General features: G+C 35.4%; 25 protein-coding genes, 1 other RNA gene and 3 pseudogenes. 16 read left to right on the plus strand and 13 right to left on the minus strand.

Annotated features, from left to right (window positions below):
* Positions 1–133: 133 nt before the first annotated feature.
* From JOC76_RS02910 to JOC76_RS02925, 4 genes are all read right to left on the minus strand, one after another.
* A complete protein-coding gene (locus tag JOC76_RS02910; RefSeq protein WP_205175930.1) occupies positions 134–1,009 on the minus strand; it encodes a DMT family transporter in 876 nt (291 codons plus the stop codon).
* 513 nt (positions 1,010–1,522) lie between these two features.
* A complete protein-coding gene (locus JOC76_RS02915) occupies positions 1,523–1,927 on the minus strand; it encodes a CotD family spore coat protein (protein ID WP_275591317.1) in 405 nt (134 codons plus the stop codon).
* A gap of 510 nt (positions 1,928–2,437) precedes the next feature.
* A complete protein-coding gene (locus JOC76_RS02920) occupies positions 2,438–3,118 on the minus strand; it encodes a YwrJ family protein (RefSeq protein WP_205175931.1) in 681 nt (226 codons plus the stop codon).
* Positions 3,119–3,145: 27 nt separating this feature from the next.
* Entirely contained in the window at positions 3,146–4,507 is a 1,362-nt protein-coding gene (locus JOC76_RS02925; RefSeq protein ID WP_205176324.1) for an arsenic transporter, read from the minus strand.
* A 488-nt stretch (positions 4,508–4,995) separates the two neighbouring features.
* Between JOC76_RS02925 and JOC76_RS02930 the strand changes: the two genes are divergently transcribed.
* Positions 4,996–5,736, plus strand: coding sequence for a ZIP family metal transporter (locus JOC76_RS02930; RefSeq protein ID WP_205175932.1), 741 nt, complete (start codon positions 4,996–4,998; stop codon positions 5,734–5,736).
* Positions 5,737–5,792: 56 nt separating this feature from the next.
* Positions 5,793–6,398 (plus strand): hypothetical protein, encoded by a 606-nt coding sequence (locus JOC76_RS02935; protein ID WP_205175934.1) that lies wholly within the window; start codon positions 5,793–5,795, stop codon positions 6,396–6,398.
* A 49-nt stretch (positions 6,399–6,447) separates the two neighbouring features.
* On the opposite strand, the gene JOC76_RS02940 is transcribed toward JOC76_RS02935, so the two are convergent.
* Positions 6,448–7,341 carry a CPBP family intramembrane glutamic endopeptidase gene (locus tag JOC76_RS02940; protein WP_205175936.1) on the minus strand — a complete coding sequence of 298 codons (894 nt, stop codon included), beginning with the start codon at positions 7,339–7,341 and terminating at the stop codon, positions 6,448–6,450.
* 278 nt (positions 7,342–7,619) lie between these two features.
* Positions 7,620–8,117, minus strand: a complete 498-nt coding sequence (locus tag JOC76_RS02945) for a YhcN/YlaJ family sporulation lipoprotein (protein ID WP_205175938.1) — start codon at positions 8,115–8,117, stop codon at positions 7,620–7,622.
* A gap of 345 nt (positions 8,118–8,462) precedes the next feature.
* Between JOC76_RS02945 and JOC76_RS02950 the strand changes: the two genes are divergently transcribed.
* Both JOC76_RS02950 and JOC76_RS02955 read left to right on the plus strand, forming a co-directional pair.
* Positions 8,463–9,512, plus strand: coding sequence for a DUF3231 family protein (locus JOC76_RS02950; RefSeq protein WP_239557511.1), 1,050 nt, complete (start codon positions 8,463–8,465; stop codon positions 9,510–9,512).
* Positions 9,513–9,755: 243 nt separating this feature from the next.
* Positions 9,756–10,829 (plus strand): annotated as a pseudogene (locus JOC76_RS02955) (nitric oxide synthase oxygenase).
* A 380-nt stretch (positions 10,830–11,209) separates the two neighbouring features.
* Here JOC76_RS02955 and JOC76_RS02960 read toward each other — a convergent pair.
* A pseudogene (locus JOC76_RS02960) lies at positions 11,210–11,887 on the minus strand (DUF3231 family protein).
* Positions 11,888–12,258: 371 nt separating this feature from the next.
* On the opposite strand from JOC76_RS02960, the gene JOC76_RS02965 reads away from it, so the two are divergent.
* Positions 12,259–12,741 (plus strand): hypothetical protein, encoded by a 483-nt coding sequence (locus JOC76_RS02965; RefSeq protein WP_205175940.1) that lies wholly within the window; start codon positions 12,259–12,261, stop codon positions 12,739–12,741.
* Positions 12,742–12,815: 74 nt separating this feature from the next.
* On the opposite strand, the pseudogene JOC76_RS02970 reads toward JOC76_RS02965, so the two are convergent.
* Positions 12,816–12,956, minus strand: a pseudogene (locus tag JOC76_RS02970) (hypothetical protein); the annotation flags it as partial.
* A gap of 124 nt (positions 12,957–13,080) precedes the next feature.
* Between JOC76_RS02970 and JOC76_RS02975 the strand changes: the two are divergent.
* The 5 genes from JOC76_RS02975 (at position 13,081) to JOC76_RS02995 (ending at position 16,427) form a co-directional block, all read left to right on the plus strand.
* Complete coding sequence (locus JOC76_RS02975; protein WP_205175942.1) at positions 13,081–13,554, plus strand: hypothetical protein; 474 nt, start codon at positions 13,081–13,083, stop codon at positions 13,552–13,554.
* On the plus strand, positions 13,551–14,003 hold the full coding sequence (locus JOC76_RS02980) for a GNAT family N-acetyltransferase (protein ID WP_205175944.1): 453 nt from the start codon (positions 13,551–13,553) through the stop codon (positions 14,001–14,003). The genes JOC76_RS02975 and JOC76_RS02980 overlap by 4 nt, the downstream gene beginning before the upstream one ends.
* A 595-nt stretch (positions 14,004–14,598) precedes the next feature.
* The gene (locus tag JOC76_RS02985) at positions 14,599–14,868 is read left to right on the plus strand and encodes a hypothetical protein (protein ID WP_239557512.1); all 270 of its coding nucleotides are present in this window, start codon (positions 14,599–14,601) and stop codon (positions 14,866–14,868) included.
* Between the two features lie 126 nt (positions 14,869–14,994).
* Positions 14,995–15,936 carry a hypothetical protein gene (locus tag JOC76_RS02990; protein ID WP_205175947.1) on the plus strand — a complete coding sequence of 314 codons (942 nt, stop codon included), beginning with the start codon at positions 14,995–14,997 and terminating at the stop codon, positions 15,934–15,936.
* 143 nt (positions 15,937–16,079) lie between these two features.
* Positions 16,080–16,427, plus strand: a complete 348-nt coding sequence (locus JOC76_RS02995; RefSeq protein ID WP_205176327.1) for a VOC family protein — start codon at positions 16,080–16,082, stop codon at positions 16,425–16,427.
* Positions 16,428–16,718: 291 nt separating this feature from the next.
* Here JOC76_RS02995 and JOC76_RS03000 read toward each other — a convergent pair whose 3' ends face one another.
* The 3 genes from JOC76_RS03000 to JOC76_RS03010 all read right to left on the minus strand — a co-directional run bounded on the left by JOC76_RS03000 (position 16,719) and on the right by JOC76_RS03010 (position 18,378).
* A complete protein-coding gene (locus JOC76_RS03000) occupies positions 16,719–17,180 on the minus strand; it encodes an HAD family hydrolase (protein WP_205175949.1) in 462 nt (153 codons plus the stop codon).
* Positions 17,167–17,559: an HAD hydrolase family protein gene (locus JOC76_RS03005; protein ID WP_205175951.1), complete on the minus strand. Its 393-nt coding sequence runs from the start codon at positions 17,557–17,559 to the stop codon at positions 17,167–17,169. The genes JOC76_RS03000 and JOC76_RS03005 overlap by 14 nt, the downstream gene beginning before the upstream one ends.
* A gap of 201 nt (positions 17,560–17,760) precedes the next feature.
* Entirely contained in the window at positions 17,761–18,378 is a 618-nt protein-coding gene (locus JOC76_RS03010; protein WP_205175953.1) for a TetR/AcrR family transcriptional regulator, read from the minus strand.
* 168 nt (positions 18,379–18,546) lie between these two features.
* Here JOC76_RS03010 and JOC76_RS03015 point away from each other — a divergent pair, with 168 nt between their 5' ends.
* Complete coding sequence (locus JOC76_RS03015; RefSeq protein WP_205175955.1) at positions 18,547–19,740, plus strand: YhgE/Pip domain-containing protein; 1,194 nt, start codon at positions 18,547–18,549, stop codon at positions 19,738–19,740.
* A gap of 212 nt (positions 19,741–19,952) precedes the next feature.
* Positions 19,953–20,338: RNase P RNA component class B (gene rnpB, locus JOC76_RS03020), an RNA gene on the plus strand.
* Between the two features lie 371 nt (positions 20,339–20,709).
* Here rnpB and JOC76_RS03025 read toward each other — a convergent pair.
* Both JOC76_RS03025 and JOC76_RS03030 read right to left on the minus strand, forming a co-directional pair.
* The gene (locus JOC76_RS03025) at positions 20,710–21,372 is read right to left on the minus strand and encodes a YczE/YyaS/YitT family protein (RefSeq protein WP_205175956.1); all 663 of its coding nucleotides are present in this window, start codon (positions 21,370–21,372) and stop codon (positions 20,710–20,712) included.
* A complete protein-coding gene (locus JOC76_RS03030; protein ID WP_205175959.1) occupies positions 21,369–21,812 on the minus strand; it encodes a GNAT family N-acetyltransferase in 444 nt (147 codons plus the stop codon). Before JOC76_RS03030 ends, JOC76_RS03025 begins: the two co-directional genes overlap by 4 nt.
* A 297-nt stretch (positions 21,813–22,109) precedes the next feature.
* Here JOC76_RS03030 and JOC76_RS03035 point away from each other — a divergent pair, with 297 nt between their 5' ends.
* The 4 genes from JOC76_RS03035 to JOC76_RS03050 all read left to right on the plus strand — a co-directional run bounded on the left by JOC76_RS03035 (position 22,110) and on the right by JOC76_RS03050 (position 24,396).
* Positions 22,110–22,574 (plus strand): DUF3291 domain-containing protein, encoded by a 465-nt coding sequence (locus JOC76_RS03035; RefSeq protein ID WP_205175961.1) that lies wholly within the window; start codon positions 22,110–22,112, stop codon positions 22,572–22,574.
* A gap of 186 nt (positions 22,575–22,760) precedes the next feature.
* Entirely contained in the window at positions 22,761–23,213 is a 453-nt protein-coding gene (locus JOC76_RS03040; RefSeq protein WP_205175963.1) for a MarR family winged helix-turn-helix transcriptional regulator, read from the plus strand.
* A gap of 26 nt (positions 23,214–23,239) precedes the next feature.
* Complete coding sequence (paiA, locus tag JOC76_RS03045) at positions 23,240–23,758, plus strand: spermidine/spermine N(1)-acetyltransferase (protein ID WP_205175965.1); 519 nt, start codon at positions 23,240–23,242, stop codon at positions 23,756–23,758.
* A gap of 26 nt (positions 23,759–23,784) precedes the next feature.
* Positions 23,785–24,396 (plus strand): FMN-binding negative transcriptional regulator, encoded by a 612-nt coding sequence (locus JOC76_RS03050; protein WP_205175967.1) that lies wholly within the window; start codon positions 23,785–23,787, stop codon positions 24,394–24,396.
* The last annotated feature ends 250 nt before the right edge of the window (positions 24,397–24,646 follow it).

Below are 24,646 nucleotides of genomic sequence, written 5' to 3' on the forward strand. Positions count from 1 at the left end.
GCGCTGAGGTGTTTGGAATAGTTTTAGTAGGGGAAGCGTCTTTGGGAGTAGTATATTAAAATTAGGATTCATTTTTGTATGCAATTATACAAGCAAAACCCCTTCAGATTCAGTTGAAGGGGTTATTTTAAAACTATTTTTTCTCGATGATCACGAATAAAACACCAGTAAGAATAAGGATAGAGCCTGTCCAAAACGTTACACCTATGTTCTCGCCTAGAATCAGCCATCCGAGTAATGCCCCGACCACGGGTTGAAAGAAGAAAAATAATCCTCCACTTGAGGCATTCAGCATTTGTAGACCACGATTCCAAAGTAGAAATCCACATGCGGTTGATATAATACCTAAATACAAGACTCCTCCCCAAATGGTTGGATGAGTTACTTGCGAGATATTAATGGCGTGTAACCGTGGCATAACAAAAGGAGTCAGCACGATTAGAGCTACCAAGATCGAATAGGTCGTTACCACGATTTGTGAATAATGACTCGGCACACGTTTCACAAGTACCGACATGAGTGCCCACGTTAAAGCAGCAATTAACAGTGAAATACCACCAAGTTTACTGGATAAATTCATATGACCGACTCCAACAATGAGAAAAACCCCCATCGTTGCTAAACAAACGGAGAGGACCTTTTTTAACGTCAACCGTTCTTTCAGGAGTAAGCGAGCAAAAATAACCATAAATGCTGGTGTTGCAGAAGTTATAATGGCTCCCATTTGTGCTGAGGATAGCATTGTTCCAGTTTCCTGTGTAACAATTGAAATCGCGTTCCCAATAATTCCAATCGCTATAATTATGAAGAAATGACGTTTTTCAATCCGCCAATTTTGGCGTGTAATCAAGCCAATCATGAGAAGTGCGATAACAGCCACTATATATCGCATCCACACAAGTTCTAATGGAGGTATGACCGAAACGACGATTTTAACGACAACGTACATACCGCCCCAAATACTGGATGCTAAAGCTAGATATATAGAACCGAATATGGTGTTTTTCATTTTTATACCCTCCGTCTTTTTAATTAGGTCGAAAATGCCCCTAACGGAGAGATGTAGTCACCTTCACTCCATTATGAGCAGAAGCGTGCTACAGGTACGTCGTTTTCAAATAAAGGAGTCCAATACATTTTACGATCACCTCTAGTCCAATCTATAATAAGTTTCTTCAAGAATAGAAACATGGACAATACTAAAAATTACCTTAAATTATCATTCTATAAAGCTGAACATTAACCAAAATTATCTAATATAACAAAAAAAAGTTACTTGGCTAGCAACTCTTTATGAACGATTTTTTCTTTTTACAATTGCAACTAGCAACCATACCACCATAGCCCCGAGAAAAGCTGTAATAATGGGGACAAAAATATTGTTAACCAAAGAAAGTCTCCTTCCAATAGGTGATAGTTACAATCATATCATAATTTGAAAATTCTGGATACCGTCCAAGACTACATATGTAACGATAAAAATGGATAAAAAATAACCCCCGAAAATGGGGGTTAAAAGAAACTAAAATCCAAATGGTCCCATCGGAGGACAACAAGGGTTGACTGGAACACCGCACATTGTATGTGTTTCACAGCATTCATTTACACAGGATTCTGTATGTGGAAAATAATGTTGATGATTAATATGAAGCTTGTTAACTGTTGTCGTATGAGAAGGATGGATGTGTTGGACAACCTTATTAAATAAATTTGTTTTTACATATTGTTGTGCTGGGTCAACTAGCCCCGGATCATACTGTGTAGGAAACACTTGTGGCGGACAGTATTGAGGCGGACATGGTGGTGGTGGGCAGTATTGAGCTGGCATCGATTGTATAGGGGCAATCTGATTTGGCATTATATTTGGTGGCATGTTTGATGGCATGTTTGAGGGAAAACCACCATATCCCATATTTCTCTTCATCATTAAATGACCTCCATATGAATTTGTCTTGGTACACCATTAGTCTATTCAAATTCAAAATTTGTGGACTAGTTGAATACCTATTTTACAAGACAGATAAAATTTGCAGAGCTATAGATGCAAAAAGAGAGGTAGCTGGGGTAACTCTTTTTCTTAAAGTAAGGTTAACAAGAAATGATCTGTATATTTAGTGTGGATACTTATTAGGGGATGTTTTAGGTAGCCAGTGACTGTTGATTAATACCATTTTCGAGGAGAGAATGAGCAGATTATACTAATAAAATATTTTCTAAGGTGAACAAAATGAATCAAAAAACCATATGTTAACAGTAGGTTAGTTCACCATTAAAAAAGACCGTGGCTAAAATGCTACGGTCTAAAAAAACAACTATAAAAGAGATTGAGTAATCCATCCTCGTCGGCAAACATAGGGTGGATTATTCTTTTTGTGCATTTTGATTAAACATGTGGACATCACTCTTTCATCTTTTAATAAATTCTTCACCCTCGTTGTTAGGGTATTTGTATTGTTTTGATATGCTCTAAATTTCTAAAAATCTTTTCCCCTTCAGCTGTTATAAGAGTGATTTTGTTATTTCGAATCCTTTGAAGTAAGCCTATTTTTTCGGGATGGTCTCCACTATCAAGAATGACTAGTTGATTTTCCATTTTTTTTAATTGTTCATCAAAAGACCTGGCTAAAGGTGTGGATTTAGATATAAGGGGTAGATTTTCACTATTTAAGGAGTATGGAGTTGTGTTGGGTGGATACGGAATTAGCCATTTGACATGCTTCATGGAAATAAAGATTGTTTTGTACAAAGGGGAGTGAAAGACAAAATAGTCATTCATAATGCTAGTTAAATAGCCATGAATAGATTTATTCCCAGTTACATATACCTGAACAAATAAACCTTTTGCAATAGTTAAAACTTTACGGAAAGATATAACATCAGTATCAATCGGTTTTTCTGAAGGAGGTTGATAGGAGTAATATTCTCCTTCATCTAAAATGGTTTCTTTCAATCTTTTGACATGAATAAAGGGAATGTAGAGGAAAGATTGGTTTTTACCATCATAGAGAACGATGATGTCCAAGCCACTATCTACCAGGGTTCCAGTGCGAAAAATGCCTCCTGAAATTTCCACCTCAATTGTTTTTCCTAATAAATCTTCTAAATCATCATTAGGCATGATTTTTCTCCTTTCAGATCAGTAGTCTTATTGTTGAAGTACGCCGCCAAAAAGCCATGAAACCCAATAATATAAAACGACTAATGTGAATAAAACAGTAGGAGGAATCACAACACCCGTAATTTTCACATACTCCCACCAAGTGAACTTCACTTTTCCTTTTCTAATAATATGCATCCACATCAACGTTGCCAGCGTACCCATAGGAAGCAATAACGATCCCATATCGCTGCCGATTACGTTCGCCAGATAAGCGATTTTTAAGGAGAGTAAATCTAGATTCATGTGTGTTAACGTCAGTGTTCCAACCATGAGTGCTGGATGATTATTAAAAATATTAGAGAGTACAGATAGTAGTACACCCATCATCACACTCGCATGTAGCAAGCTCCCAGAAACGATTGGCTGCATAAAAGTGATCAACCAGTCTGTTAAACCAATGTTGTTCAGACCGTAAATTATGACATACATACAAAAGGCGAAAACGATAATATACCAAGGCGTTTTTTTCAGCATATCGCCAGGAGGTATTTTTAAATAAACCCATCGCCAACCTAAAAGGACAAGCGAACCGATAACTGCCATAAGAGAAACAGGAATGTTCACAAATGAAGCGACAAAAAGGCTCACTCGGACAGCAAATACGAACAATAAAACATTTCGCATGAATCTTGAACGCTGTCTTTCCGATTCATGATGAACTACTGGCTTGAGTGGATGGTAAGCTTTTAACGACAATCCCTGAATGTTTGTGGGAATGGTCTTTGGCAATACTTTGTAAAATCGGAGGAACAGCAGGCCAACCAGCAAGAGCAAACCAAGAGTTGCTGGTACAAACATCATGGCGGTATGCAAATATAAACTCATATGCACGATTTTCAGCGCGATTAGATTTACGATATTACTAACCCCAATTGGAGCACTCGAAGCTGTGGCGATTAAGCCCCCTGAAAGTAAATAAGGGATTTTTTGATGATTCTTGATACCCATATTGTTTAATAACATGACTAGAATGGGGGTTGTGATTAAGATACTCCCATCGTTATTGAAAAAAAGTGTCATGAGAAAACATAAAAGATTGACGTACCAGAATAAACGAATCCCTGACCCATTTGCCTTGGCAGCAAGTTTTTCTGCGACCCAATTAAAGAAACCAAAACTTTCTAAAACAATCGCCATTACGATCGTTGCCATAATAGTAATGGCAGCGCCACTTATGGTGCCTGCAATGATACCAAGGTCTGATAATGAAACACTTCCACTAAGGACAACAATAATCGCACCTATAGCTGCAGGTATAGCTTCATTGATACCCCTAGGTCTCCAAAGAATAAATCCGAGGGTAACCAAAAATGTGATAATGGTTATCCAAACGGTTAAATCAACCATATTTTTTCTCCTTTCATCTAGTTGAAAATTCAGGAAGTTTCCCTGAGACGACCGTACCTCCACATGTTAGTTGCTCCGCTAATGTCCCTCCCTTCCATTCATCCATCTGTTTTGTTGTACTGTATTTATATGTATCCCATATGAGACAGGCTATAGGTTTGTACCCTTTTTCCAATAAATCAACTAGAGTCTAAACAAATATTACTAATAATTACATGTGTCAAGACAAAAAAGAAGTAACAAAAATAAAAAGCAAAGCTTAGTAAGCTCTGCTCCATACGGTTTCATTTTATTTTTAACCTACTACTTCTGGTACTAAAAATGAGCTAAAGGATGCCAGAGTTATTGCTAATTGCATTCAAGCCTTTCCTTTAGTACACAACTTTCCTATTCAGATTTTAATCCAAAAAATAAACCCATTCATTGTTATATCAATTAAAGAGTCCTCATACATTTTCAACAGTAGAAACTAATTTGGAGGAATATGTATGAGCACTGTCCTTCTTATCGTGGTTTTAATTTCTTCCGTTGCTTATATATTGGGTGGTATGCTTGTATTAATAAAGAAAAAATGGTCTCAGCATAGCGTGCTTGCTATGACTGCAATGAGTGCAGGATTGCTTTTGTCTATATCTATACTTGATTTGATTCCAGATACTCAAGAACAACTAAGTAATAACAGTCTTTATATCATGTTGGGGCTCGTAATCATGTATCTTGTTTCCTATCTGACTAGTGTATCTAAAAAAAAGAAATCAAATATTCATGGCTTTGATGAAAGTTCCATGATGGGAATTTCATTGGGGATGTCTCTCCATAATGTCTTTGAGGGTGTATCCATTGGTGTTAGTTATGCAATTAGTGTGAACTTAGGTCTAGTGGTATCCTTAGCCTTAATCTTTCATAAGATTCCAGAAGGAATTACCTACGCTTCTTCAGTTTTTGCGATAACACAAAATCGAAGAAAAACAGCCATTAATCTTTTCATTCAAGGTTTATTTATTTGGCTTGGTGTGGGATTAGCCATTTTGTTATCCTATTTCACAGAAATCAATGAAAAGTTTATGGCCATTCCTATTGCCATGACGGCGGGTATATTCATCTATCTTGGTGGTACATCCTTACTTCCTGTTGCAAATAAAATCACGAACAGAACGATACCCATCTCTTTTGTATGTGGAGTCATATTTTTCCTTATATTCCGAAGTATTTCAGAACTTCTAGGGTAAGAAATAATAAATATACTTGGTTTTTTTATAAAATTTTAAATGTGAGGAGAATTTTTATGAACTTAGCATTAAAAAAATCAATAGTTAAATTGGCTCTTGTACCTCTAGCTTTAATTCTTATTTTGGGATGTTCAAGAAATGACAGTCCGTCAGGCGGTAAACAGAATCAAAAAAACACCACTACTAGCGGACAGCAAAACACTTCTTCCAACAATTCAACCCCAACTTCTTCCACTTCCACTTCAACTGATGCATCAAAATCAATTGTCTATAAAAATACAAAATACGATTTTAGCTTTAAGCTGCCTGCAAGTTGGAGAGGTTATTCAATTATAACTAGTCAGTGGGAGGGGACAGCTAATGAAACCAGTAGTACAGTAAATGAAACAGGTCCGATTATATCCATTAGAGATCCAAAATGGACTGAGGAGACCCCACGCCAGGACATCCCAATTATGGTATTTACACTTAACCAGTGGAACTCACTTAAGCAAGGAGTATTTCATATAGGAGCCGCTCCTGTGGACCCAACTGAATTGGGACACAACAATTATTACGTGTTTGCACTTCCAGCCCGATATAATTATGCTTTTCTACCGGGATATGAGGACGTGGAAAAAATTTTAGCCGGTAACCCTTTAGAGACAACCCAACTAAAATAAGGAAACAATAGATGCCAGTAACCTTTCAACAAGGTGCCTGGCATCTTTATTAAAGTCTAGTATATTTGTATTTTTGCAAAGAAATAAATAAGAAAATTCCAAGAGAAACAATGGTCCACAATAGGGAGATAGCCGGATCAATATTTCTAACAACAAATAAGGATGGAATGTTACCCATGGCAGAGTTATCCATCGTGAGGAACCATCCCAGCAGCATGTTATTTGCTGCGTGCGCTCCAATCGACAATTCGGTACTGTTCGTTTTGGCGGTGATATAACACCAAATGAATCCAGTTAACAAATAATCTGCTCCAAACAATATAGGGGAATACCCCATTTCGGGATTGGTGAAATGGAGCGCGCCAAAAATCGAGCCTACTATAATTGATAAAAGGAAAGGAATGCGAATCCATTTTCCGAACAGCTGCATGAGGTAACCTCTGAAAAATAATTCCTCACAGGTCGTTTGAATGGGAGTGAATACAAGCACGAGCGCGAATAAAATCAAAAAATCAGAAACTCTTGAATCGTTGAATGAGTAATTCCCAGGGTTTAGGAGGAAATCGATGATGGTAGTCACACTAAGGATTACAAAGTAGGTAAGAAATCCAAAGCCTATTCTTTTCCAATCTATCTTTCTATTGGGCGTAATAAGCGATGTGAATTTCCGTTTGTGAATGAACCGAACCGCGACAAAAAGACCCAAAAGCCAAAACAAAAATTGTGAATTGATTAAGGCAAAATAAAGTAACGGGTTAATTCCCACATAATCTCCTTTATTTAAATCCAAATAGGTATGGGGGTTTCCATCCGTATTAACGATCCATTCACTGATGATGACATAAGGCAGCGTTCCGATTAACATAAACAGAATAATGACAATAAATGAAGATAAATACCGCTTCCAGCTATTTTTACCTTTTATTCCTCTAATAAAATCCATCTACATTAACACCAACATTCTATTAAATTTAAAAAGATACAATTTATTTCATTATTGGTTAAGCTTTTCAATTATTTGAATGATTTATCGGATTGTTTTTTTTATAAAGATTGCTAAATAAAAAGTGGACATAATTATATATACTACCTTCAATTTTATTTAATTACTGGAGTAATCAATTTGCAAGAACGAGGAAAATTAAAAAGTAAAATAATCAAAAATTATAAGAAAATTGCACCTATAAAAAATGCTTGGCATATGCCAAGCATTTTTACATTCTATTCGGCTTTGGGGAATACTCTACGAATGGTTTCAGTAAATTCATTAAAGAATCCTGAGACTGATTTACCGTTACGAAGATCTGACGCATATGTGTTTAAACGATCATAAAAATCCGGGTTTTCCGATACATAAACGTTATCAATGTCACGATCAGTAGATTTAACTCTTTGTGAAATCTTGTGCTCAATATGATAGGTACCCTTATTCCGGGATGTAGGTGAAAGCTTTACAGCTACATACGCATTATTTTTTGTCACAATAACATTTGCAGTGTCCACCTCTGGCAAGTCTGCTACTTTTTTAGCTGCATTATCGGCGACTCTCATCTTAGTACGGTTATCATAAGCATTATTGTTCCTGTTGTTGGTGATGTTGTTCTTTGTCACATTCTGGTCACGATTTACAACATCATTTTTATTTAAGTTATTTTTGGAACATCCAGTTATATCAAGGCTAAATATAAGGATTGCCATCAAGATTAAGGTTTTATTCATTCTAGTCCCTCCGTTAGTTATGTTAGATAACAATCTTATTATTGAATACCTTATTCTTTTTATACTTATTACTTGGTTTAAGGGAGAATTTATACTTATTTGAACCAAGGAGAGGGAAAACCAATTCTTTATTAAATTAACGTCTTTTTTCCTATCATTGAATAGCATGGTTCTTTTTATATATTTTCTGTTCGGGGGGATAATATTCATGAGAAGGAAGTCACAGTAGAAATATTAGTTCTAGAGAATATTGAATGAATAAATGAATTTTTAATATTTAGAATTCAGGGAAGTTGGTAATCCAATAAATTCAAAGAAAAAATGCGGGAAAAGGAGCACTTAGTTATGACCACCGATAAAGATTTAAATCCAATGAAAGTGATGCAACCCCTAAGTATCAATCCAAAAATAATAGATGAGACCCGACCTTTAAGGTCTTTTGAAATGGGGAAACTTTGGGCGACCTATATGGGAAACAGTATGTCTATTCAAATCTTAAGTTATTTTCATCAGCATTGCGAGGATGAAAATATTAAGGCGCTATTGGAAAATGGTTTAGCTTTATCAAAAGATTTCCTACAGAGGATAGAGGGATTCTTTAAAAATGATAATTTTCCTATCCCAGCCGGATTTACTAAAGATGATGTAAATCTCGGTGCTCCCCGTTTATACGCAGATGAATTTTACGTTCATTATTTAAAATATGCTTCCAAGGCAGGTATGAGTCTTTACGCAGTAGCAGTTCCATTGATTTTGCGGGAGGATATAAGAGAGTTTTTTATTTATTGTAATCAATGTACTACAGTCTTTTTAGGACAAATTAATAATGTTTTAATGGAAAAGAAATTAATTGCAGAACCTCCTATTATTCCAACACCAGATGGGAATGAAAAAGTTGATAAACAAAGTTACTTAAATGGATTTTTTGGAGATGTCCGACCATTACAGGCATTAGAAATCATACATCTTTGGGATAACATCGAGAATAACGTAACAAGTATGGCATTATTATTAGGATTTCATCGTATCGTACAAGACCAAAAGATAAAGTCTTTGTTTAAACGAGGTTTAGACATGACTGAAAAGGCGGTAAAGCAGTATAAAGAAAAACTGCATATGGAACACATTCAATCACCGTCGTACTTAGACCATTTGGTTACAACATCTACATATCCACCTTTTTCCGATAAAATAATGCTGTTTCATAAAGTGGACATGTTCGCAATGAAGATAAGGTCATTCGGAAATTCAATGGCGGTAACAGCAAGAAGAGATATAAATTTCTTGTATGGCAGAACTCTTATGAATATTGGCTTATTCGTTGACGACGGCATGAATATCTTAATTGATAAAGGTTGGGTGGAAGCACCACCAAGATCGTATGATAGGGGTTAAAGGTACGATTGGAACAGCTTGAACAACTTAGATGATGGTTTGATGCATTTTACTTAAATTTTCGGGTGCGATTGTTCACTATGAGCAGTCGCTTTTCTTGTTCAACTAACAGGGCAGGATTGCTGATATGAAATGGGAATCTCTTTGAGTTAAATGGTAAAGTTGATTTAGTAATATTAATTTAGATTTGGAACCTTTTTACATAATAAAGAATATATACTATCTACCCAAGGAGGATTTTCTTTGATTACTGATTTACAAAAGGAAGCTGAGGAATTTATCCGGACTTGTTATAGCGAATTGAATAAAACAGAGCAAGAACTAGAAAATAGATTGAATGAAGTGAATGAACAGTTACGGAATAAGAGTTTTTATGAACACACCAACCTAGAGATTGAATATGGGGCTAAAATGGCTTGGCGTAATAGTATTCGTTGTATAGGAAGGTTATTTTGGGATCAATTAAAAGTATTCGATAAGAGGGACCTAAAGAAAGAAGAAATAATTGAAGCCTTATTTTAAAACATCGAATATGCAACGAATAGGGGGCGAATACGCCCTACAATCACCATTTTCAAAAAGTCTCGAATCAATAAGTTCGAATATGGAATCACCAATTAATTCGCTATGCAGGTTATAAAACGGAACAAGGTGTTTTAGGGGATCCACACTCCATTTCCTTTACCGAGACTTGTATAGATTTAGGATGGCAACCGAAGTTTGGAAATTTCGATGTTTTACCCTTAGTTGTTCAAATAAATGATCATCCTCCTAAAGTAGCACAGATTCCAGAAAAGATTCTTCTCGAAGTGCCAATTAGTCATCCCCATTACAAATGGTTTACCAATTTAGAGTTGAAGTGGTATGCAGTCCCGATGATCTCGGATATGATTTTAGAAATTGGCGGCATTACTTATACCGCTGCTCCTTTTAATGGCTGGTATATGGGGACTGAGATAGGGGCAAGGAATTTTGCGGATGAATCGAGGTATAATATGCTTCCTAAAATAGGTAAATTAATGGGATTGGATATAAAAAGTAATATATCTTTATGGAAGGATAGGGCACTCTTAGAATTAAATACAGCAGTTTTACATTCCTTTAAGGAGGACGGGGGTTAGTATTGTAGACCATCATACGGCTGCCCAACAATTTAAAAAATTTGAAGAAAAAGAAAGGGCAAGTGAGAGGTTAATTACAGGTGACTGGACGTGGCTTATTCCACCCTTATCACCTGCCGCAACTCATATTTTCCACAAATCATATCAAAATGTCATTAGAAAACCCAATTATTTTTATCAACCTAACCCATATTAATTAACGACCGAACAGGTAAAAAATTCAGGGTTTCGGTCGTTTAGAGAAAAAAACGCCTTATCGACTGATATTAAAGAAGGTTAGAAGAAATTAAGGATTGTGCAATTAATTAAAACAAAAGAAAGCACAAATTTCGGTGCTTTCTTTTGTTTATACAATGTGGTATGAGAAAATACTTAATGCTTAAGTTAAAGCTGACGTTTTGAATAAAAACTGGAATCTTTTCTCGATTCTTACAATAAAGAAGGAAGCTTTTATTACCAATGTCATGAGCCTAGATAATAAGCTAATAAGTATAATCACACTCAGTCCCTCCACATTGGAGTTTTTAGTGTTATTTATAACACTATTGGTAGTATTCAGCGAAAAAATCACTTTATTCATGTGTTGTTGATGAGTTGATGTCGGTCTTCTGTCTGAGGAGGTTCTTCAAACCACCCGAGTTTAATCATGATTTCAATTCCTTCTTGACCATAAAAATAGATATCTTTGGCTAATAAGGTAATTTTTAAGCTAATATCATTTCTTAATGTGAAAAATGTCCCAAAACTATTTCCAACAATGCAAAACCCATTGAGGAAGGTAATACAATTCATCATCAGCTTATCTGAAAAAGGTGCAACTGTTGAGGTCGTTACCGTACTTCCAGATGTGGCAGAAAACTATATATCATGATCTAAAAGAATTTCTTGAAATATTTTAATTTGTTTCTTCGCAGGGTCTTTTCCTTTTTCTAAATATTTTCTAACTTCTTTGTTCTGGGCACATTGAGCAAATCCTGTTATTAGCTGCATCCCAATGTTATTCGTTTCTATTCCATGATGAAGAAAACCGAGTTCAATGTCGTTTAAAGCCCGCTTAGAATTAAAAGGGTTAAAGCCGCCCATATACTGCTTACTATTAATAAACTCAATGGTCTTAGGCATTGTCACTTTTGGCGGAGGTACAAGAATCCCTTTCTTTAGTAAATATTGAGTAGCTTTTTTATATATTTTCTGGGTCACAGTGGTAAGTCCCTTATAGAGCCGTATCACATCATCGTGATAGGCCATGTTCATGTTAATGGTGTACACCTCTTTCTCGCCTCATCATCATCGGCTTTCTTGATAAAGTATTCTAATATTCTCATGATAAGTGTCCTTTCTTGGTAGGTAAGCCAAAGGGTTCCGACTTTGGATGAGCTAATAGGATTTGTTAATTCAAACTACTCCAACCTTGCTTTTTAGATAATTAAATTATTTCCATATAGATGGAAAATGATGCGCAATATACTGAAAAGGGAGCTTTAGATGAATATTTTGCATGGTCCATGTTTTCTAGCTTTTATGAAGGGACCCATAGGAAAAAAAACATTTGTTGGAACAAGTTTATAGGAGGATAACCAATGAATATGATGATATGAAAAATTAAGTGTAGGGAAGTGCATTTTATGTATCCTAGTCATGTACAGTTGTATTATAACATTCCATATAGTCAAGACGCTTATCTAACTGCAACTCCGTATCAAGCCGATTACTATTCGACCTTTGATCAAAGACATTTCGGCGGGGGGCAACCTCCGATGGCACCACCACCAGGTCAGCAAGGTCCGACAGCACCTCCACCAGGTCAACATGCTCCGATCGCACCACCAACGGGTCATCATGATACAGAAGTTGGGCCACCAACAGCTCCACCGCCATCTGCTGTGCCTCAACAAACACACCATGCAGGAGCATATGCTGTAGACCCAGGCAGTATGGTAAGATGTCTACACAGAAACACGTATGTATGGTTAAGAGGTTTTGAGCAATTTTGGTTTTATCCGACATTTATTGGGCGACATTCTGTTTCAGGCTATCGCTGGACTGGACGTAGATGGGTTAATTTCGGAATTAGCCTAAGGCAAATTCAATCATTTACTTGCGTTTAATAAGGTTTTGTAAGAATTGGAGAACCTTACCGAAAGCAAAGAAAAAGCACAATTCCAGTAGGAGGGATTGTGCTTTATAATTTAAAAGAAACATCTACAATCTGTCCGTCCAATTCATTGTCAATAGCTTCAATTAAAAGTTCAACGTTGATATCCTTTACATACTTTTGGGAGGGAATCATTTTAGCAATATTTGTTCCTACCTTTAAAACCGCTAAAAATGGCAGCGAAGAGGTTAACATTCAGAGGAGTAATATTCTAAAGCACAGAGAATTATTTCCCTTTGTGAAGCTTAAACTAAAATGAAATTATATCCATTTTAAATAGGGGAATCTAGTTATGGTCTTATTTTTTGCTTCGTTAGTACTTTTCAATTTTGTTGCATATAAAATGAGAAAACAGCTTACTAAAAATCAAATTGTTCACATTTGGAAATTCACAATGATATTGGAAATTATCTTTGATATTTTTATCGATGAAAAAACAAATGGGTACTGGTATTTTTGGAAAGGAATTGATTGGACAAATATATTAGTATATACGGTACTAATTCCACCAGTTAATGTAATATTTTTAAACTGGTTTCCTTTTTATCATTCTTGCTTAAAAAAAATTCGTTATTTTGTTTTTTGGGTGATTTTCCTTTTGGCTTATGAGTTATTAGTTCTACAGCAACCTTTGGGGTACTTTCATTACGGTTGGTGGAAATTTATTTATTCCGCTTTACTTGACCCTATTTTGCTATTAATTTTGTTGGCTTATTATAAGTGGATATGTAGGATTGAAATAAGTAAGGAGGATAATAGTTCTTGATTAAAAAAATTGATATTACAAATCCAAAATTTGCTAATAAAGTTTTGGATGTTCAGTTACTTTCTTATAGGGTGGAGGCAGAGTTAATTGGTTTTAATGAGATACCTCCATTAAAAGATACAGTTGAAACGTTACAACAATGTGGAGAAAAATTCTATGGCTGTTACATAAATGAGGAATTGAGTGGGGTCATATCCATAAAAATAGAAAATGGTGTCATGGATATACATAGATTATTCGTTCATCCAAAACATTTCAGAAGAAAAATTGGCAAAATGTTATTAGATTTCATTCAAACCCATGAAAAAGGATTTGAAACAATAATTGTATCAACTGGATCTAAAAACGTACCCGCAATAAACTTCTATCAAAAAAATGGATTCTCAAAAACAAGAGAAGAAAAAGTAACAGAAGGTTTATTACTAACCTTTTTCAATAAAAAAATTTAAAAGTTGCTTGTTAAGCTTGCGATTTTGTTGAATTATGGAAATGGTTAAGTCAGTTGGATTTGCAGAAATGTAAACTATACCCCGGCTTTACTTTTGGTGTTTCAGATAAATCTTTTAAAATTTCTTCATTCACTTCTTCATTAAAATCAGAAGGAAATTCTAGGATGAGATCTTTTAGATTAGCAACTGAAATAATTAAACCTAATTCATATAATACATTTTTTTGGTAAGTATTCCTTTTTTAATATTATTCTTAATTTCGTTATAAAAACTAATGAGAACTTCTATAGGTAATTTTTTAAATAAATCCATCTTCTATTCTCCTCTAAAGTTACTTTGAAAACCCTTTCTTATAATATAGCATATTTCGGCAAAATTCGAACAATTAATTGTGTGAAAAAGTCGGTACAAATTTAGTTTCAGTTTAGAATGCATTTTTGGGCTTGCGATAGGAAACAAAGGTAGTTACTATATAGAACCTTTTTATTGGTGCAATTATAAAACAATTATGAGCGGCTCAGTATTAGGGGGAAAGAAGGTATTATGGTTGAAGTTGTGGAATAAACACAGGGGATGGAAAAATAAGGGGGTAAATATGGATAAAAACGTAATGCCGTTTTCTGTTATCTTTTTAGGTCTATGTATTGTTTTAAGTTCTTGGATTATTTCACAATCTTTAAAATCAAAACAAAAAGAAATAGGAAATCAGAATGATCAATTTAGATATGAGTTAATCTCAAGTCAAAACAACATCATTTTGTTTGATAAACAAAGTGGAGAATCTTGGAGAAAATTTCTTCCACCAAGTGAAGGACCAACTGAATGGGAAAAACAACAAACTCCTGTTTCTTCCACAGCAAAATAAAACTAGCAACAAGAACAGAAGAAAACGAGTATAAATAAATTAAAATCTTGGATTAAATATAGGTGCTCAATGAGGAATTGGATTCTTATATATTGAAAATATACATAATAACCGGGGTGGACATTTATGTTTTTAGAAATAAACGAAAAGCTTGTGAAAATACAGGAACAATTACGCAAAAAGGAAAAGTATCATTGGCAGTTAAACGAATACGAAAGGGAATGGGATTCCATTCAGGAAACGATACGTCAATTGGAAAAAGCCTTTCAATCTGAAGAAAAAGATGTCAAAAGATTGGAAGGCATCAGCCTTGCGAGTTTATTTGCTGCACTGTCCGGTACAAAAGGGGAAAAGCTGGCGAAAGAAAAGGAAGAATTTGTGCTTGCCCAATACCGTTTGGAACAAGCGACCCTAACAAAGAAAGATATCGAAGAATCAAAACGCCAGATAGAAAATCAATTATCAGATCTCGTTGATATTGAAAAGCAGTATGAAAATCTTCTGTTGGAAAAAGAAAAGCTAGTCAAAGCAAGTCAATCCCCTATGGCAGAAAAAGTCTTGGAAATGAGCGAACAAGAAGGAATCCTTCAATCTAAGATGAGGGAATTGGATGAAGCCATCGATGCCGGTGAAGAAGTAGCGCAATTGTTGGATGAAACATTATTGGCACTAAAGAAGGCACAAAGCTGGGGGAATTTTGACATTTTTGCTAAGGGTGGCTTTATAACGGATATGGTAAAACATCAGCACATTGACCATGCCGAAGAAGTGATTAGAAAGGCACAGTCGAGTATGCGGTTCTTTCAAAAGGAACTGTTGGATGTAAACAAGAATGCCAATATTGAAATCAAAATCTCCGACATGCTGAAGTTCGCTGATTTCTTTTTTGACGGGTTCATTTCCGATTTTATGGTGCAGGGAAAAATCAACAACGCATTGAAGCAAACTAGGGATGAATATGACAACGTAACGGAAATTATCATGAAATTAAATTTGGAATACAATGAAACGCAATCGGAACTCGAAAAAATCCAAAAAGAAAAACGGGAAATCGTCGAAAAATTGTAGTTCGCTAAATGACTGTTTCTGCAGACTTTTTTCATAATTCTTAATCAATTTGGGAAGGTTGGTTGTAGAAGGAATTTGTTTCTATTTCTTGAATGTCTAATTTTATTGAAACATTAATGAATTTGAGAGGGGAGTTAATTAGGATGATAAAAGGTTTCGGGGGAATATTTTGGAGAACTAAAAATCTTGATGTTGTAAAAAAATGGTACAGTGAAGTGTTAAAGATTGAAATAGACAATTGGAATGGGACTATTATTAAACCCCAACCAGAAAATGAAACTATCTTTTCTTTCTTTGCGGATGATGATAGTTATTTCCCAACAGAACAGCAAGTAATGTTAAATTTCCAAGTTTATAACCTAGACGAGACTATAAAGCATCTTGGACAAGTTGGTGTACCTCTTGCAAAGGAAAAAGAAATTAGTGAATTTGGAAAGTTTATATGGATTGAAGATCCTGAAGGTAGGCTGGTTGAGCTCTGGGAGAAATAAACGGGTTGTCAATATTCATAATTTGTTAAAACGAGTGCGTTTCTTCAGTAAAATAATACTATCTGTTGATTTCAATCACTATTGCGATTAAACATAAAGATAGCGAAGGGGTGTCTTAAACCTTCGCTTGAATTTTTCCTATTTCCTTCAACAGACAACCAAAATGGCCATTAAATGCTCGAATCAGTTCTAGGGCCTTTTGCTTATCTTTACATATTTTCGTTTCACCCACAAACGTGTTTTTCTTAACGGAATCGGTAGTTCTTTTGTTTGTTTTCTGATTTTTAATTTTTATATCAACCCATACTTTTTAAAACTATTATAGATGCCATTTTCATCATGAGAATCGGTTACTTCATTTGCTACTTTCTTGACCGTTTCGTGAGCATTCCCCATCGCAATGCCATGATGGACAAATTCGAGCATTTCCAAATCGTTCAAACCGTCACCGTAGGCAAAGGTATGTACTTTGCTTATGTTAAAATGCTCAATCACCTTCATAATAGCGGTCGATTTGTTGATACCAAGAATGGATATCTCCCCACCATTCTTTCTAAATGCAGATACAGTGTTAGGAATAATCGTGAATGTCGCTTCAAATTCTTGAGCGATACTTTCATAGGGTAAGTCATCGGAACCAAAAAAAACAATCTTATTGATATCTTCCCGAATCAAATCTTCCCCCTCAATGATCATCTCATAGAAGGGCATGAACCCTTTTTCAATTGCTTCTTTAAAATCAGGTTTGTCCAACCAGTGTTTTTCTATAGCGGAAAGCATTCGCTGCTTTGCGTTTTTTGCTAGAAAATGTACCCTCATTAGATTCCAACAAGAAGTCGATTTCATGCTTATCAAAAAACTCCACAAGCTGCTGGAGGTTCTCTTTTTTTAATTTTTCATGAAATAATATGTTATCTCCGATTTCGATATATCCACCTGCCGCTCCAATGATGCCATCAAAACCAACCTCTAGTATTTCAGGGAATATGATGTTTCTAGACCGACCTGTACAGATGAATACAAGATGACCGTTTTCTCTAGCCTTGCGAACAGCAAGTGTTGCTGATTCAGGAATCACCCCATTATCATTCATTAATGTTCCGTCAATATCCAAGAAAATAATTTTCTTCAAAAGTTTCACCTACTAATAATTTATAAAGACGATTATTTAAATTTTAAATCACGAATCCTACACCACATACTAATTTCAAGAGCGTATACTTCAAAATCGGAATCCTGCTAACGATATTTTACCTTACATTTTCTTTGTTTGCGATAGGAAACGGAACCCATGACCAATCGCAACAACAATCGAAGTCAGCCATATAAATAATTATTTTTTTAACCCAGCAGCAAAGAAGGGACCATTAACTGTAATGGTCGATAGAATACGAGCCATTTCTTGAGGGGATTCTTTCATGCCATTATTCAACCATTGTTGAATAACCCCTATGTGTGCAGACGCTATATACGAAACTAAATATTCTCCTGGAACAAGTAAGTTTTCCTCTTTTATAATTGCGTTTACATCATTTCCGTATAGTGTTTTCCACATAAAATCTTTCAACCTAGTTTGAAAGGATAAATCTCCTTTTGGACCTAACACAGCTCTCATAAATCCACTATTCTCATTTAAATACTCAAAAATTAAAACTACGAGAGGAACAGGTGCTAAAGTCGGGGAGTTAGTTTCGAGAGCAGCAATAACATCTGGAAAGTTCTGTTTGGCAATTCTGGACATCTCAAACATAATTTCTTCTTCGCATCGGGTCATTAAATCAAATTTGTCTTGATAGTGTGCATAAAATGTACCCCTATTAATTTTCGCTCTAATTGTTATGTCCTTCACCGTAATGGCTTCGAAACCCTTTTCATCGATTAATTCAACTAGTGCATCTCGGATTGCTCCTTTTGTCCGAATGATCCGCAAATCAGTATTACTATCTCGCAAGCTAATTCCTCCTTAATTTTATCCAACACATTCATAAAAGGTGTTCCGTAAACTACACATTTGCCTATTTTGATTATTGAACAGAATAGAATTCAATTATAAAATTTGAAATATGATAAACAACACGTTGTTCATTATTATAACAAAAAACAGGGGAGGATAATAAATATGTTCAAAAACAAATTGTTATTGGTTTCACCCATTATTGCATTCGCAGTTCTTTTTATTTTTTCACTAACACTTTTTCCATCGGTTCAACCTCAACCTAAAAATTTGCCCATTGCCATTGTTAACGAAGATCAAGGAGTACAAATTTCTAATCAACCAAAAATCAATATGGGTCAGACAATCGTTGCGATGATACAAAAAAATTCAAAAACAGGTGCAGATAAAGAACCTGCTGTAAAATGGGTTGAAGTAAAAACAGCAGAGGAAGTACAAAAAGGAATGGATAATCAAGAATATTATGCTGCATTGGTCATTCCGAAAGATTTCAGTGCCAAGCAGGCATCATTACGGACGCCAGCACCTGCTTCACCTGAAGTTCAAATATATATCAATCAGGGAATGAATACAGCAGCCTCAAGCGTGGCGGGACAGGTCTTGAATGGAGTAGTTGACAGTATGAACAAAAATGTTCGAACCCAACTCTTTCAAGGATTTGAAAAGCAAGGAGCAACATTAACCGCGAAGCAAGCTGCAAGCCTAGCAACACCTATTACAAAAAATGTCACTAATGTTAATGAAATTGGTACTAATAGTGCAAACGGAAATTCTCCTGTTTCCTTGTTTCAGCCATTATGGATAGGAAGTTTAGCAAGTGCTGCTATTATCTTTTTGGCTGTTAGTAAATTATCAATTACAAATCGAAAAGAGTACCTTACAGCAAAAATAGCACAAATTTTAATGGGGGCTTTTGTGGCCCTTGTCGTTGGATTTGGTTTACCATGGCTGGCAGGTGATATGGTAGGACTTCATATTCCACAGTTTACAAGCATAGCTTTATTCCTAACAATTACTTCCTTTAGCTTTTTCCTAATGATTTCAGCTGTACTTTCGTGGTTGGGATTTAGAAGTATCGCTCTTTTTGCCCTATTATTATTCTTTGGGGCACCATTGCTTTCAATGGCTCCAGAAATGATGTCTCCCTTTTATCGAGATTGGATTTATTCGTGGTTACCAATGCGATTTATGATACAAGGCTTGCGTGAATTGTTCTTCTTCGGAAAAGAATTAACCTGGAGTTCATCCCTATCAACTCTTGTATGGATTGGAGTAGTAAGTATGGTATTCCTATTAGCTTCTGCTTTAAAACTTAATTCAATAAAAAACCAAACACAAAACCCAAAACTAGAGGGTTAATGATAAACAAGCCGTTTCCTTATGGGGGACGGCTTCAATAAGAAAATTTAATATTAGCTTGTTAAGTAAACGGAGTACAAGAGTTGAAGACCAAGGATTGCTGCTGCAAACTTTAGGTAATAGGAATGGAAATTTTGGAAGGAATCTACTAAAGATTTATTCGGTTGTTCCTGTTATAGTATTCACTGTCGCAATCGAAAACAAAAACATGAAATGGTGAGTAGTCGCGGTTCCTTTTTTGGAGCTGAGGAAAGTCCAGGCTCGCACAGTGCTGAGATGCCTGTAGTGTTCGTGCCACTTGCAAAGGTGGGCAGTCAATAGTTATAGGCTGACGGCGGTGAAATCATGCTAAGTCCATAGGGATATGCTGAGAATAGCCTGAAAGTGCCACAGTGACGAAGCTTTTCTGGAAACGGAAAAGGTGGAACGGGGTAAACCCCACGAGCGAGCAACCCAAATTTAGGTAGGGGCATCATCCTTAAGGGAAATCAACCTGCGGATGGATTGGTCACAAAGGCCGATAGATAGATGACTACTACTTCCTGTACAAGGCTTGCAGCCGATTGTAGTACGGAAGCACAAAACCTGGCTTACAGCCATTTCTTGAGCATAGCGTTGTGACAAGGCGGGGTGAACTGGGAATTTAGTCCAATAATCCGCAAATACATAGCATCCTAAAACTCTTTCCAAAGGAGGAAAGGGTTTTTCTATTTAATTAGATTGTTCTGCAAGACACTCCATAAAAGTGGTGTTTTTATCGATGGGTTAATATTAGTATGAAAAGATTGGTGGGGAAGTGGTTGATAGTAAACAGTTGATTTCACTGGTAAAGAGTTAATGGAATTAACATATGGTTGGAAGGATCTTCGTTCGCTTAAATAACAGATTCTTCTTTTCGTTCTTTTAAAAAATAGTAGTGACTTATCAAACTAACTGGACAGAGTTGTTTATTAAGAAATAAAAACCATTCTAAATGGAATGGTTTTTTTCAGTATCATATTTAGGTGATGTTGAGTTTGTTAGAATGCGGTCTAAAACTTTTTCAGTAAATAGCATAAAGAAATTAAGGATGATCCCTCCTAAACAAACGGTTAATAAAGTCCCAATGCCAATTGGTCCATTGAAAAGTAATGCCATTATCAAGAATAAGAGGTAAAGGAATGTTCTAGAAAACAGTATATTTGTTCTTGTTAATTCTTGAATGATTAATGTTAAACGGTCAATGGGAATAGGTGCAAAATTAGTTGGTAAATAAATTGCTGTTCCCAAACCGATAACAACTAAGCCGACCCCAAAACAAATAAGTTTGCTGAATAATAATTCGGGGGTTATAAGTTTGTGGAATAAAAACAGCCACAAATCAATACCAATACCCGAAATAAAAGCTGTCAATAATCCCAAAACTTCGGGTCTTTGTCTTTGTAATAATGAATTACATCCTATCAGTATAAAAGCTATGATAATTTCCCAACTTCCCACGGTAAGCCCCACGTTTTTGGATAGACCGACCAAGAGTGCATCAAAAGGGGATGTTCCAAGGTTGGATTGTATAGTGAAAGAAATACCAAGGGTTAATACTAATATTCCTAATGCATAAACAACATATTTGGCTTTACTCCATCTTTTTATCATTTTTTAGTAGATAATTCTTTTAGCATGATGATATGTGGAATTCCATCTTCTATAAATATATTAGATGAAGTCCGATAGCCAAGTTTTTGATAAAAGCCCTCCGCTTGTGTTTGTCCGTGTAATTTAACATGGGATACTCCCTGTTCTTCTGCGATATCCTCTAAAGCTTTTATTATGATTTTTCCAAGACCAAATTTACGGTAAAGTTCAAGGATGCAGATTCTCTCCAATTTACCTACACCATTCATAAACCTTATTCTTCCCGTTCCGACCGGTTGTTCATGGTAATGGACTAATATGTGTTCACAAAGTCCATTCAGTGTATCAAATTGATCAAATTCATCTTCTAGTGGTACGCCTTGTTCCATCACAAATACTTCTTTTCGAATAGCAAATGCTGCGTTTAAATCTTCAATAGTCGTTATTCTTTTTGCATACATTTTTTTCATTCCTTTTAGATAATATAATCATGATATTTTTGTTGCAAATGCAATAAAATAATATAAATTTAATTTATAACACTTTTATTGCAAATGCAATAAAAAGTTCATAAGGCTAGGGGTATGTAAAAATATGAAAATGCGCTAGCTTTTTATAAGAAAATGGAGTTTGTTTAAACGGGAACTTAGCCTTTTTTATGGGTGATGAGGAACAAGTGGACTTTATAGCTGATGAAGGAATTTTCACATTTTTTCTTGAATATATCTTAGGATTAGACTATGGATGGAGGGCTGTTTATGGCAGTAGTTTCAATCTATACTGTTGGTAGGCTTAACCACCCCTATGACCACACTGCCTCGCGTGAATTTTTTCAAGTAGGAAATGAAGTATATCGTCAGGCAACAAAATCAGGACTTATAGAGACATTTTCACCTGAAGGAATTCCATTCCCTGAAGAATCCGTAAAGGGGAATGGTTCTCCTATTCTTACACTAACAGTATGGAGAAGCCTTCAATCCTTATATCACTTTACCTATTCAGGACAACATAGGCAAGCATTACAAGATAGAAGCAAATGGATTGAGTCATATCCAGAGAAACACCTATCTTATGTAGTTTGGTGGACAGAAAAAGTGCAGGAAGTCTCATGGGATGAGGCATTTAAGAGATACAATTATTATATTCAGCATGGTTCCACTCCTTTTGCATTTGATTTTAAGCATGCATTTGATGAAAAAGGAGAGGCGTTCTTGATTAAGTAGGGGGGACCCATTATTAATTAAGATTTTATCCATTAATTTATAGGAGGCGATGCTTAAACAAGCATCGCCTCTTTCCATGGTTTAAAAATTAAAAAGGGGAACGAGAATTTTGTATTATATTTTTGTTGTAAATACAATAAAAATATAATACTCTTTATAAGACAAGAAATGGATGGAGTTGAATTTATGAAGGAAATCCTACGTGAAATTGGGATGATTGCAAGAGCATTAGATTCAATAAGCAATATAGAATTTAAAGAATTTGACCTGACAAAAGGGCAGTATTTGTACCTAGTGCGAATCTGTGAAAACCCAGGAATCATTCAAGAAAAGTTAGCTGAGATGATAAAAGTAGATCGAACAACAGCAGCGCGTGCCATAAAAAAACTTGAAATGAATGGCTTTATTGAAAAGAAAGACGACACACATAACAAAAAAATAAAAAAGCTCTTTCCAACCGAGAAAGGGAAAAATGTTTATCCTTTCATCAGAAGAGAAAATGATTATTCCAATACCGTTGCATTAGACGGATTTTCCGAATCAGAAGTAGAAACCATTTTTACTCTACTTCAAAGAGTAAGAGTAAATATAGAAAAAGACTGGGAATTTGTAAAAAAGGGAAACAAGAGAAATTATTAATGAGTTAAAAGGAGCGATATAAAAAAATGACGATAAATATCAAAAAATGCACCCTTCAGGATTTACACAGACTTCAAAAAATAAGTTATGAAACATTTAATGAGACATTTAAGGATCAGAACTCACCCGAAAATATGACCACTTATTTGGAAAGGGCCTTTAATTTAGAACAATTAGAAAAAGAAATAGCCAATAGTTCTTCGGAATTCTTTTTTGTTTATTTGAATCATGAAGTAGCTGGTTATTTAAAGGTCAATACCAATGAGGCTCAGTCAGAAGAAATGGGTGATGAATCACTTGAAATCGAGAGGATTTATATAAAGAATCAATTCCAAAAACATGGTCTTGGTAAATATCTGTTTAATAAAGCGATGGAATTGGCGCTGGAGCTTAATAAGAAGAAAATCTGGTTAGGCGTATGGGAAAAAAATGAAAATGCGATTGCTTTTTATCAGAGAATGGGGTTTGTACAAACGGGAGCCCACTCTTTTTATATGGGTGATGAAGAACAAGTCGACTTTATTATGACCAAAACACTCAATTAATTTTTTGAATCGAAGGTGGAATTCTTATGTATATACCTAAACATTTTATAATCGATGATGAAAACACGATTTATGATTTTATTGAGAAGTATAGCTTTGCCACTTTATTTTCACAGCATAACGGAGAACCCTATGCTACTCATCTTCCATTGATATTCAATAAGTCTGAAAATGCTTTATATGGTCATTTTGCCCGTCCGAATGAACAATGGAAGGATGCTGAGAACCAACAAGTTTTGGCGATTTTTCAAGGTCCACATTGTTATATTTCTCCTTCTTGGTACGAATCAATGAAGGCTGTACCCACATGGAATTATGTGTCAATCCATGTATATGGAAAGATGGAGATTATCGAAGATCAAAAAGTAATAGTTGATTCTTTAGATGACATGGTAAAAAAATATGAAAGTCCTACTAGTCCATACCATTTAAGTGATGTAGACCCCAGTTTCATCGAAGGCATGAGCAAAGGAATCGTAGCATTCAAAATCAACATCACAAAAATCGAAGCGAAAGCTAAATTAAGTCAAAATCATCCTATGGAACGACAAGAGTTAATAATAAAGCAACTAGAAAACACTTCTCACCAAGATAACTTACAGGTAGCAGCTCTAATGAAGAAAAACCTTGAAAAATGATGGAGATTAGTATGGATCGTGAGGTAGTAGAGGGCTAAATAATAGAAACACCGGTTTGGTCTGTTAGTCCTAATTCTTTGATTGTACAACCTCAAAATGGGCAAGCCATCAAACCTGAAGAAACGGAAATTTGGGGGGGGGCTTGGGCTCAAGATCCAGTTGTGACTGTTGAAGTCTCCACGGATGGCGGGAGTTCTTTTTGTCGAGCAATGTAGTGAGTTATGATGAAGCTGATTTTTAAGTGTCGTAT

The organism is Neobacillus cucumis, from assembly GCF_016908975.1.
Classification (GTDB): domain Bacteria; phylum Bacillota; class Bacilli; order Bacillales; family Cytobacillaceae; genus Neobacillus; species Neobacillus cucumis.

Excerpts from the sequence above, each read along its gene's own strand:
- JOC76_RS02910 (WP_205175930.1), bottom strand. The coding sequence starts at position 1,009 with ATGAAAAACACCATATTCGGTTCTATATATCTAGCTTTAGCATCCAGT.
- JOC76_RS02915 (WP_275591317.1), bottom strand. The coding sequence starts at position 1,927 with ATGATGAAGAGAAATATGGGATATGGTGGTTTTCCCTCAAACATGCCA.
- JOC76_RS02920 (WP_205175931.1), bottom strand. The coding sequence starts at position 3,118 with ATGCCTAATGATGATTTAGAAGATTTATTAGGAAAAACAATTGAGGTG.
- JOC76_RS02925 (WP_205176324.1), bottom strand. The coding sequence starts at position 4,507 with ATGGTTGATTTAACCGTTTGGATAACCATTATCACATTTTTGGTTACC.
- JOC76_RS02930 (WP_205175932.1), top strand. The coding sequence starts at position 4,996 with ATGAGCACTGTCCTTCTTATCGTGGTTTTAATTTCTTCCGTTGCTTAT.
- JOC76_RS02935 (WP_205175934.1), top strand. The coding sequence starts at position 5,793 with ATGAACTTAGCATTAAAAAAATCAATAGTTAAATTGGCTCTTGTACCT.
- JOC76_RS02940 (WP_205175936.1), bottom strand. The coding sequence starts at position 7,341 with ATGGATTTTATTAGAGGAATAAAAGGTAAAAATAGCTGGAAGCGGTAT.
- JOC76_RS02945 (WP_205175938.1), bottom strand. The coding sequence starts at position 8,117 with ATGAATAAAACCTTAATCTTGATGGCAATCCTTATATTTAGCCTTGAT.
- JOC76_RS02950 (WP_239557511.1), top strand. The coding sequence starts at position 8,463 with ATGACCACCGATAAAGATTTAAATCCAATGAAAGTGATGCAACCCCTA.
- JOC76_RS02965 (WP_205175940.1), top strand. The coding sequence starts at position 12,259 with ATGTATCCTAGTCATGTACAGTTGTATTATAACATTCCATATAGTCAA.
- JOC76_RS02975 (WP_205175942.1), top strand. The coding sequence starts at position 13,081 with ATGGTCTTATTTTTTGCTTCGTTAGTACTTTTCAATTTTGTTGCATAT.
- JOC76_RS02985 (WP_239557512.1), top strand. The coding sequence starts at position 14,599 with ATGGATAAAAACGTAATGCCGTTTTCTGTTATCTTTTTAGGTCTATGT.
- JOC76_RS02990 (WP_205175947.1), top strand. The coding sequence starts at position 14,995 with ATGTTTTTAGAAATAAACGAAAAGCTTGTGAAAATACAGGAACAATTA.
- JOC76_RS02995 (WP_205176327.1), top strand. The coding sequence starts at position 16,080 with ATGATAAAAGGTTTCGGGGGAATATTTTGGAGAACTAAAAATCTTGAT.
- JOC76_RS03015 (WP_205175955.1), top strand. The coding sequence starts at position 18,547 with ATGTTCAAAAACAAATTGTTATTGGTTTCACCCATTATTGCATTCGCA.
- JOC76_RS03025 (WP_205175956.1), bottom strand. The coding sequence starts at position 21,372 with ATGATAAAAAGATGGAGTAAAGCCAAATATGTTGTTTATGCATTAGGA.
- JOC76_RS03030 (WP_205175959.1), bottom strand. The coding sequence starts at position 21,812 with ATGTATGCAAAAAGAATAACGACTATTGAAGATTTAAACGCAGCATTT.
- JOC76_RS03035 (WP_205175961.1), top strand. The coding sequence starts at position 22,110 with ATGGCAGTAGTTTCAATCTATACTGTTGGTAGGCTTAACCACCCCTAT.
- JOC76_RS03040 (WP_205175963.1), top strand. The coding sequence starts at position 22,761 with ATGAAGGAAATCCTACGTGAAATTGGGATGATTGCAAGAGCATTAGAT.
- paiA (WP_205175965.1), top strand. The coding sequence starts at position 23,240 with ATGACGATAAATATCAAAAAATGCACCCTTCAGGATTTACACAGACTT.
- JOC76_RS03050 (WP_205175967.1), top strand. The coding sequence starts at position 23,785 with ATGTATATACCTAAACATTTTATAATCGATGATGAAAACACGATTTAT.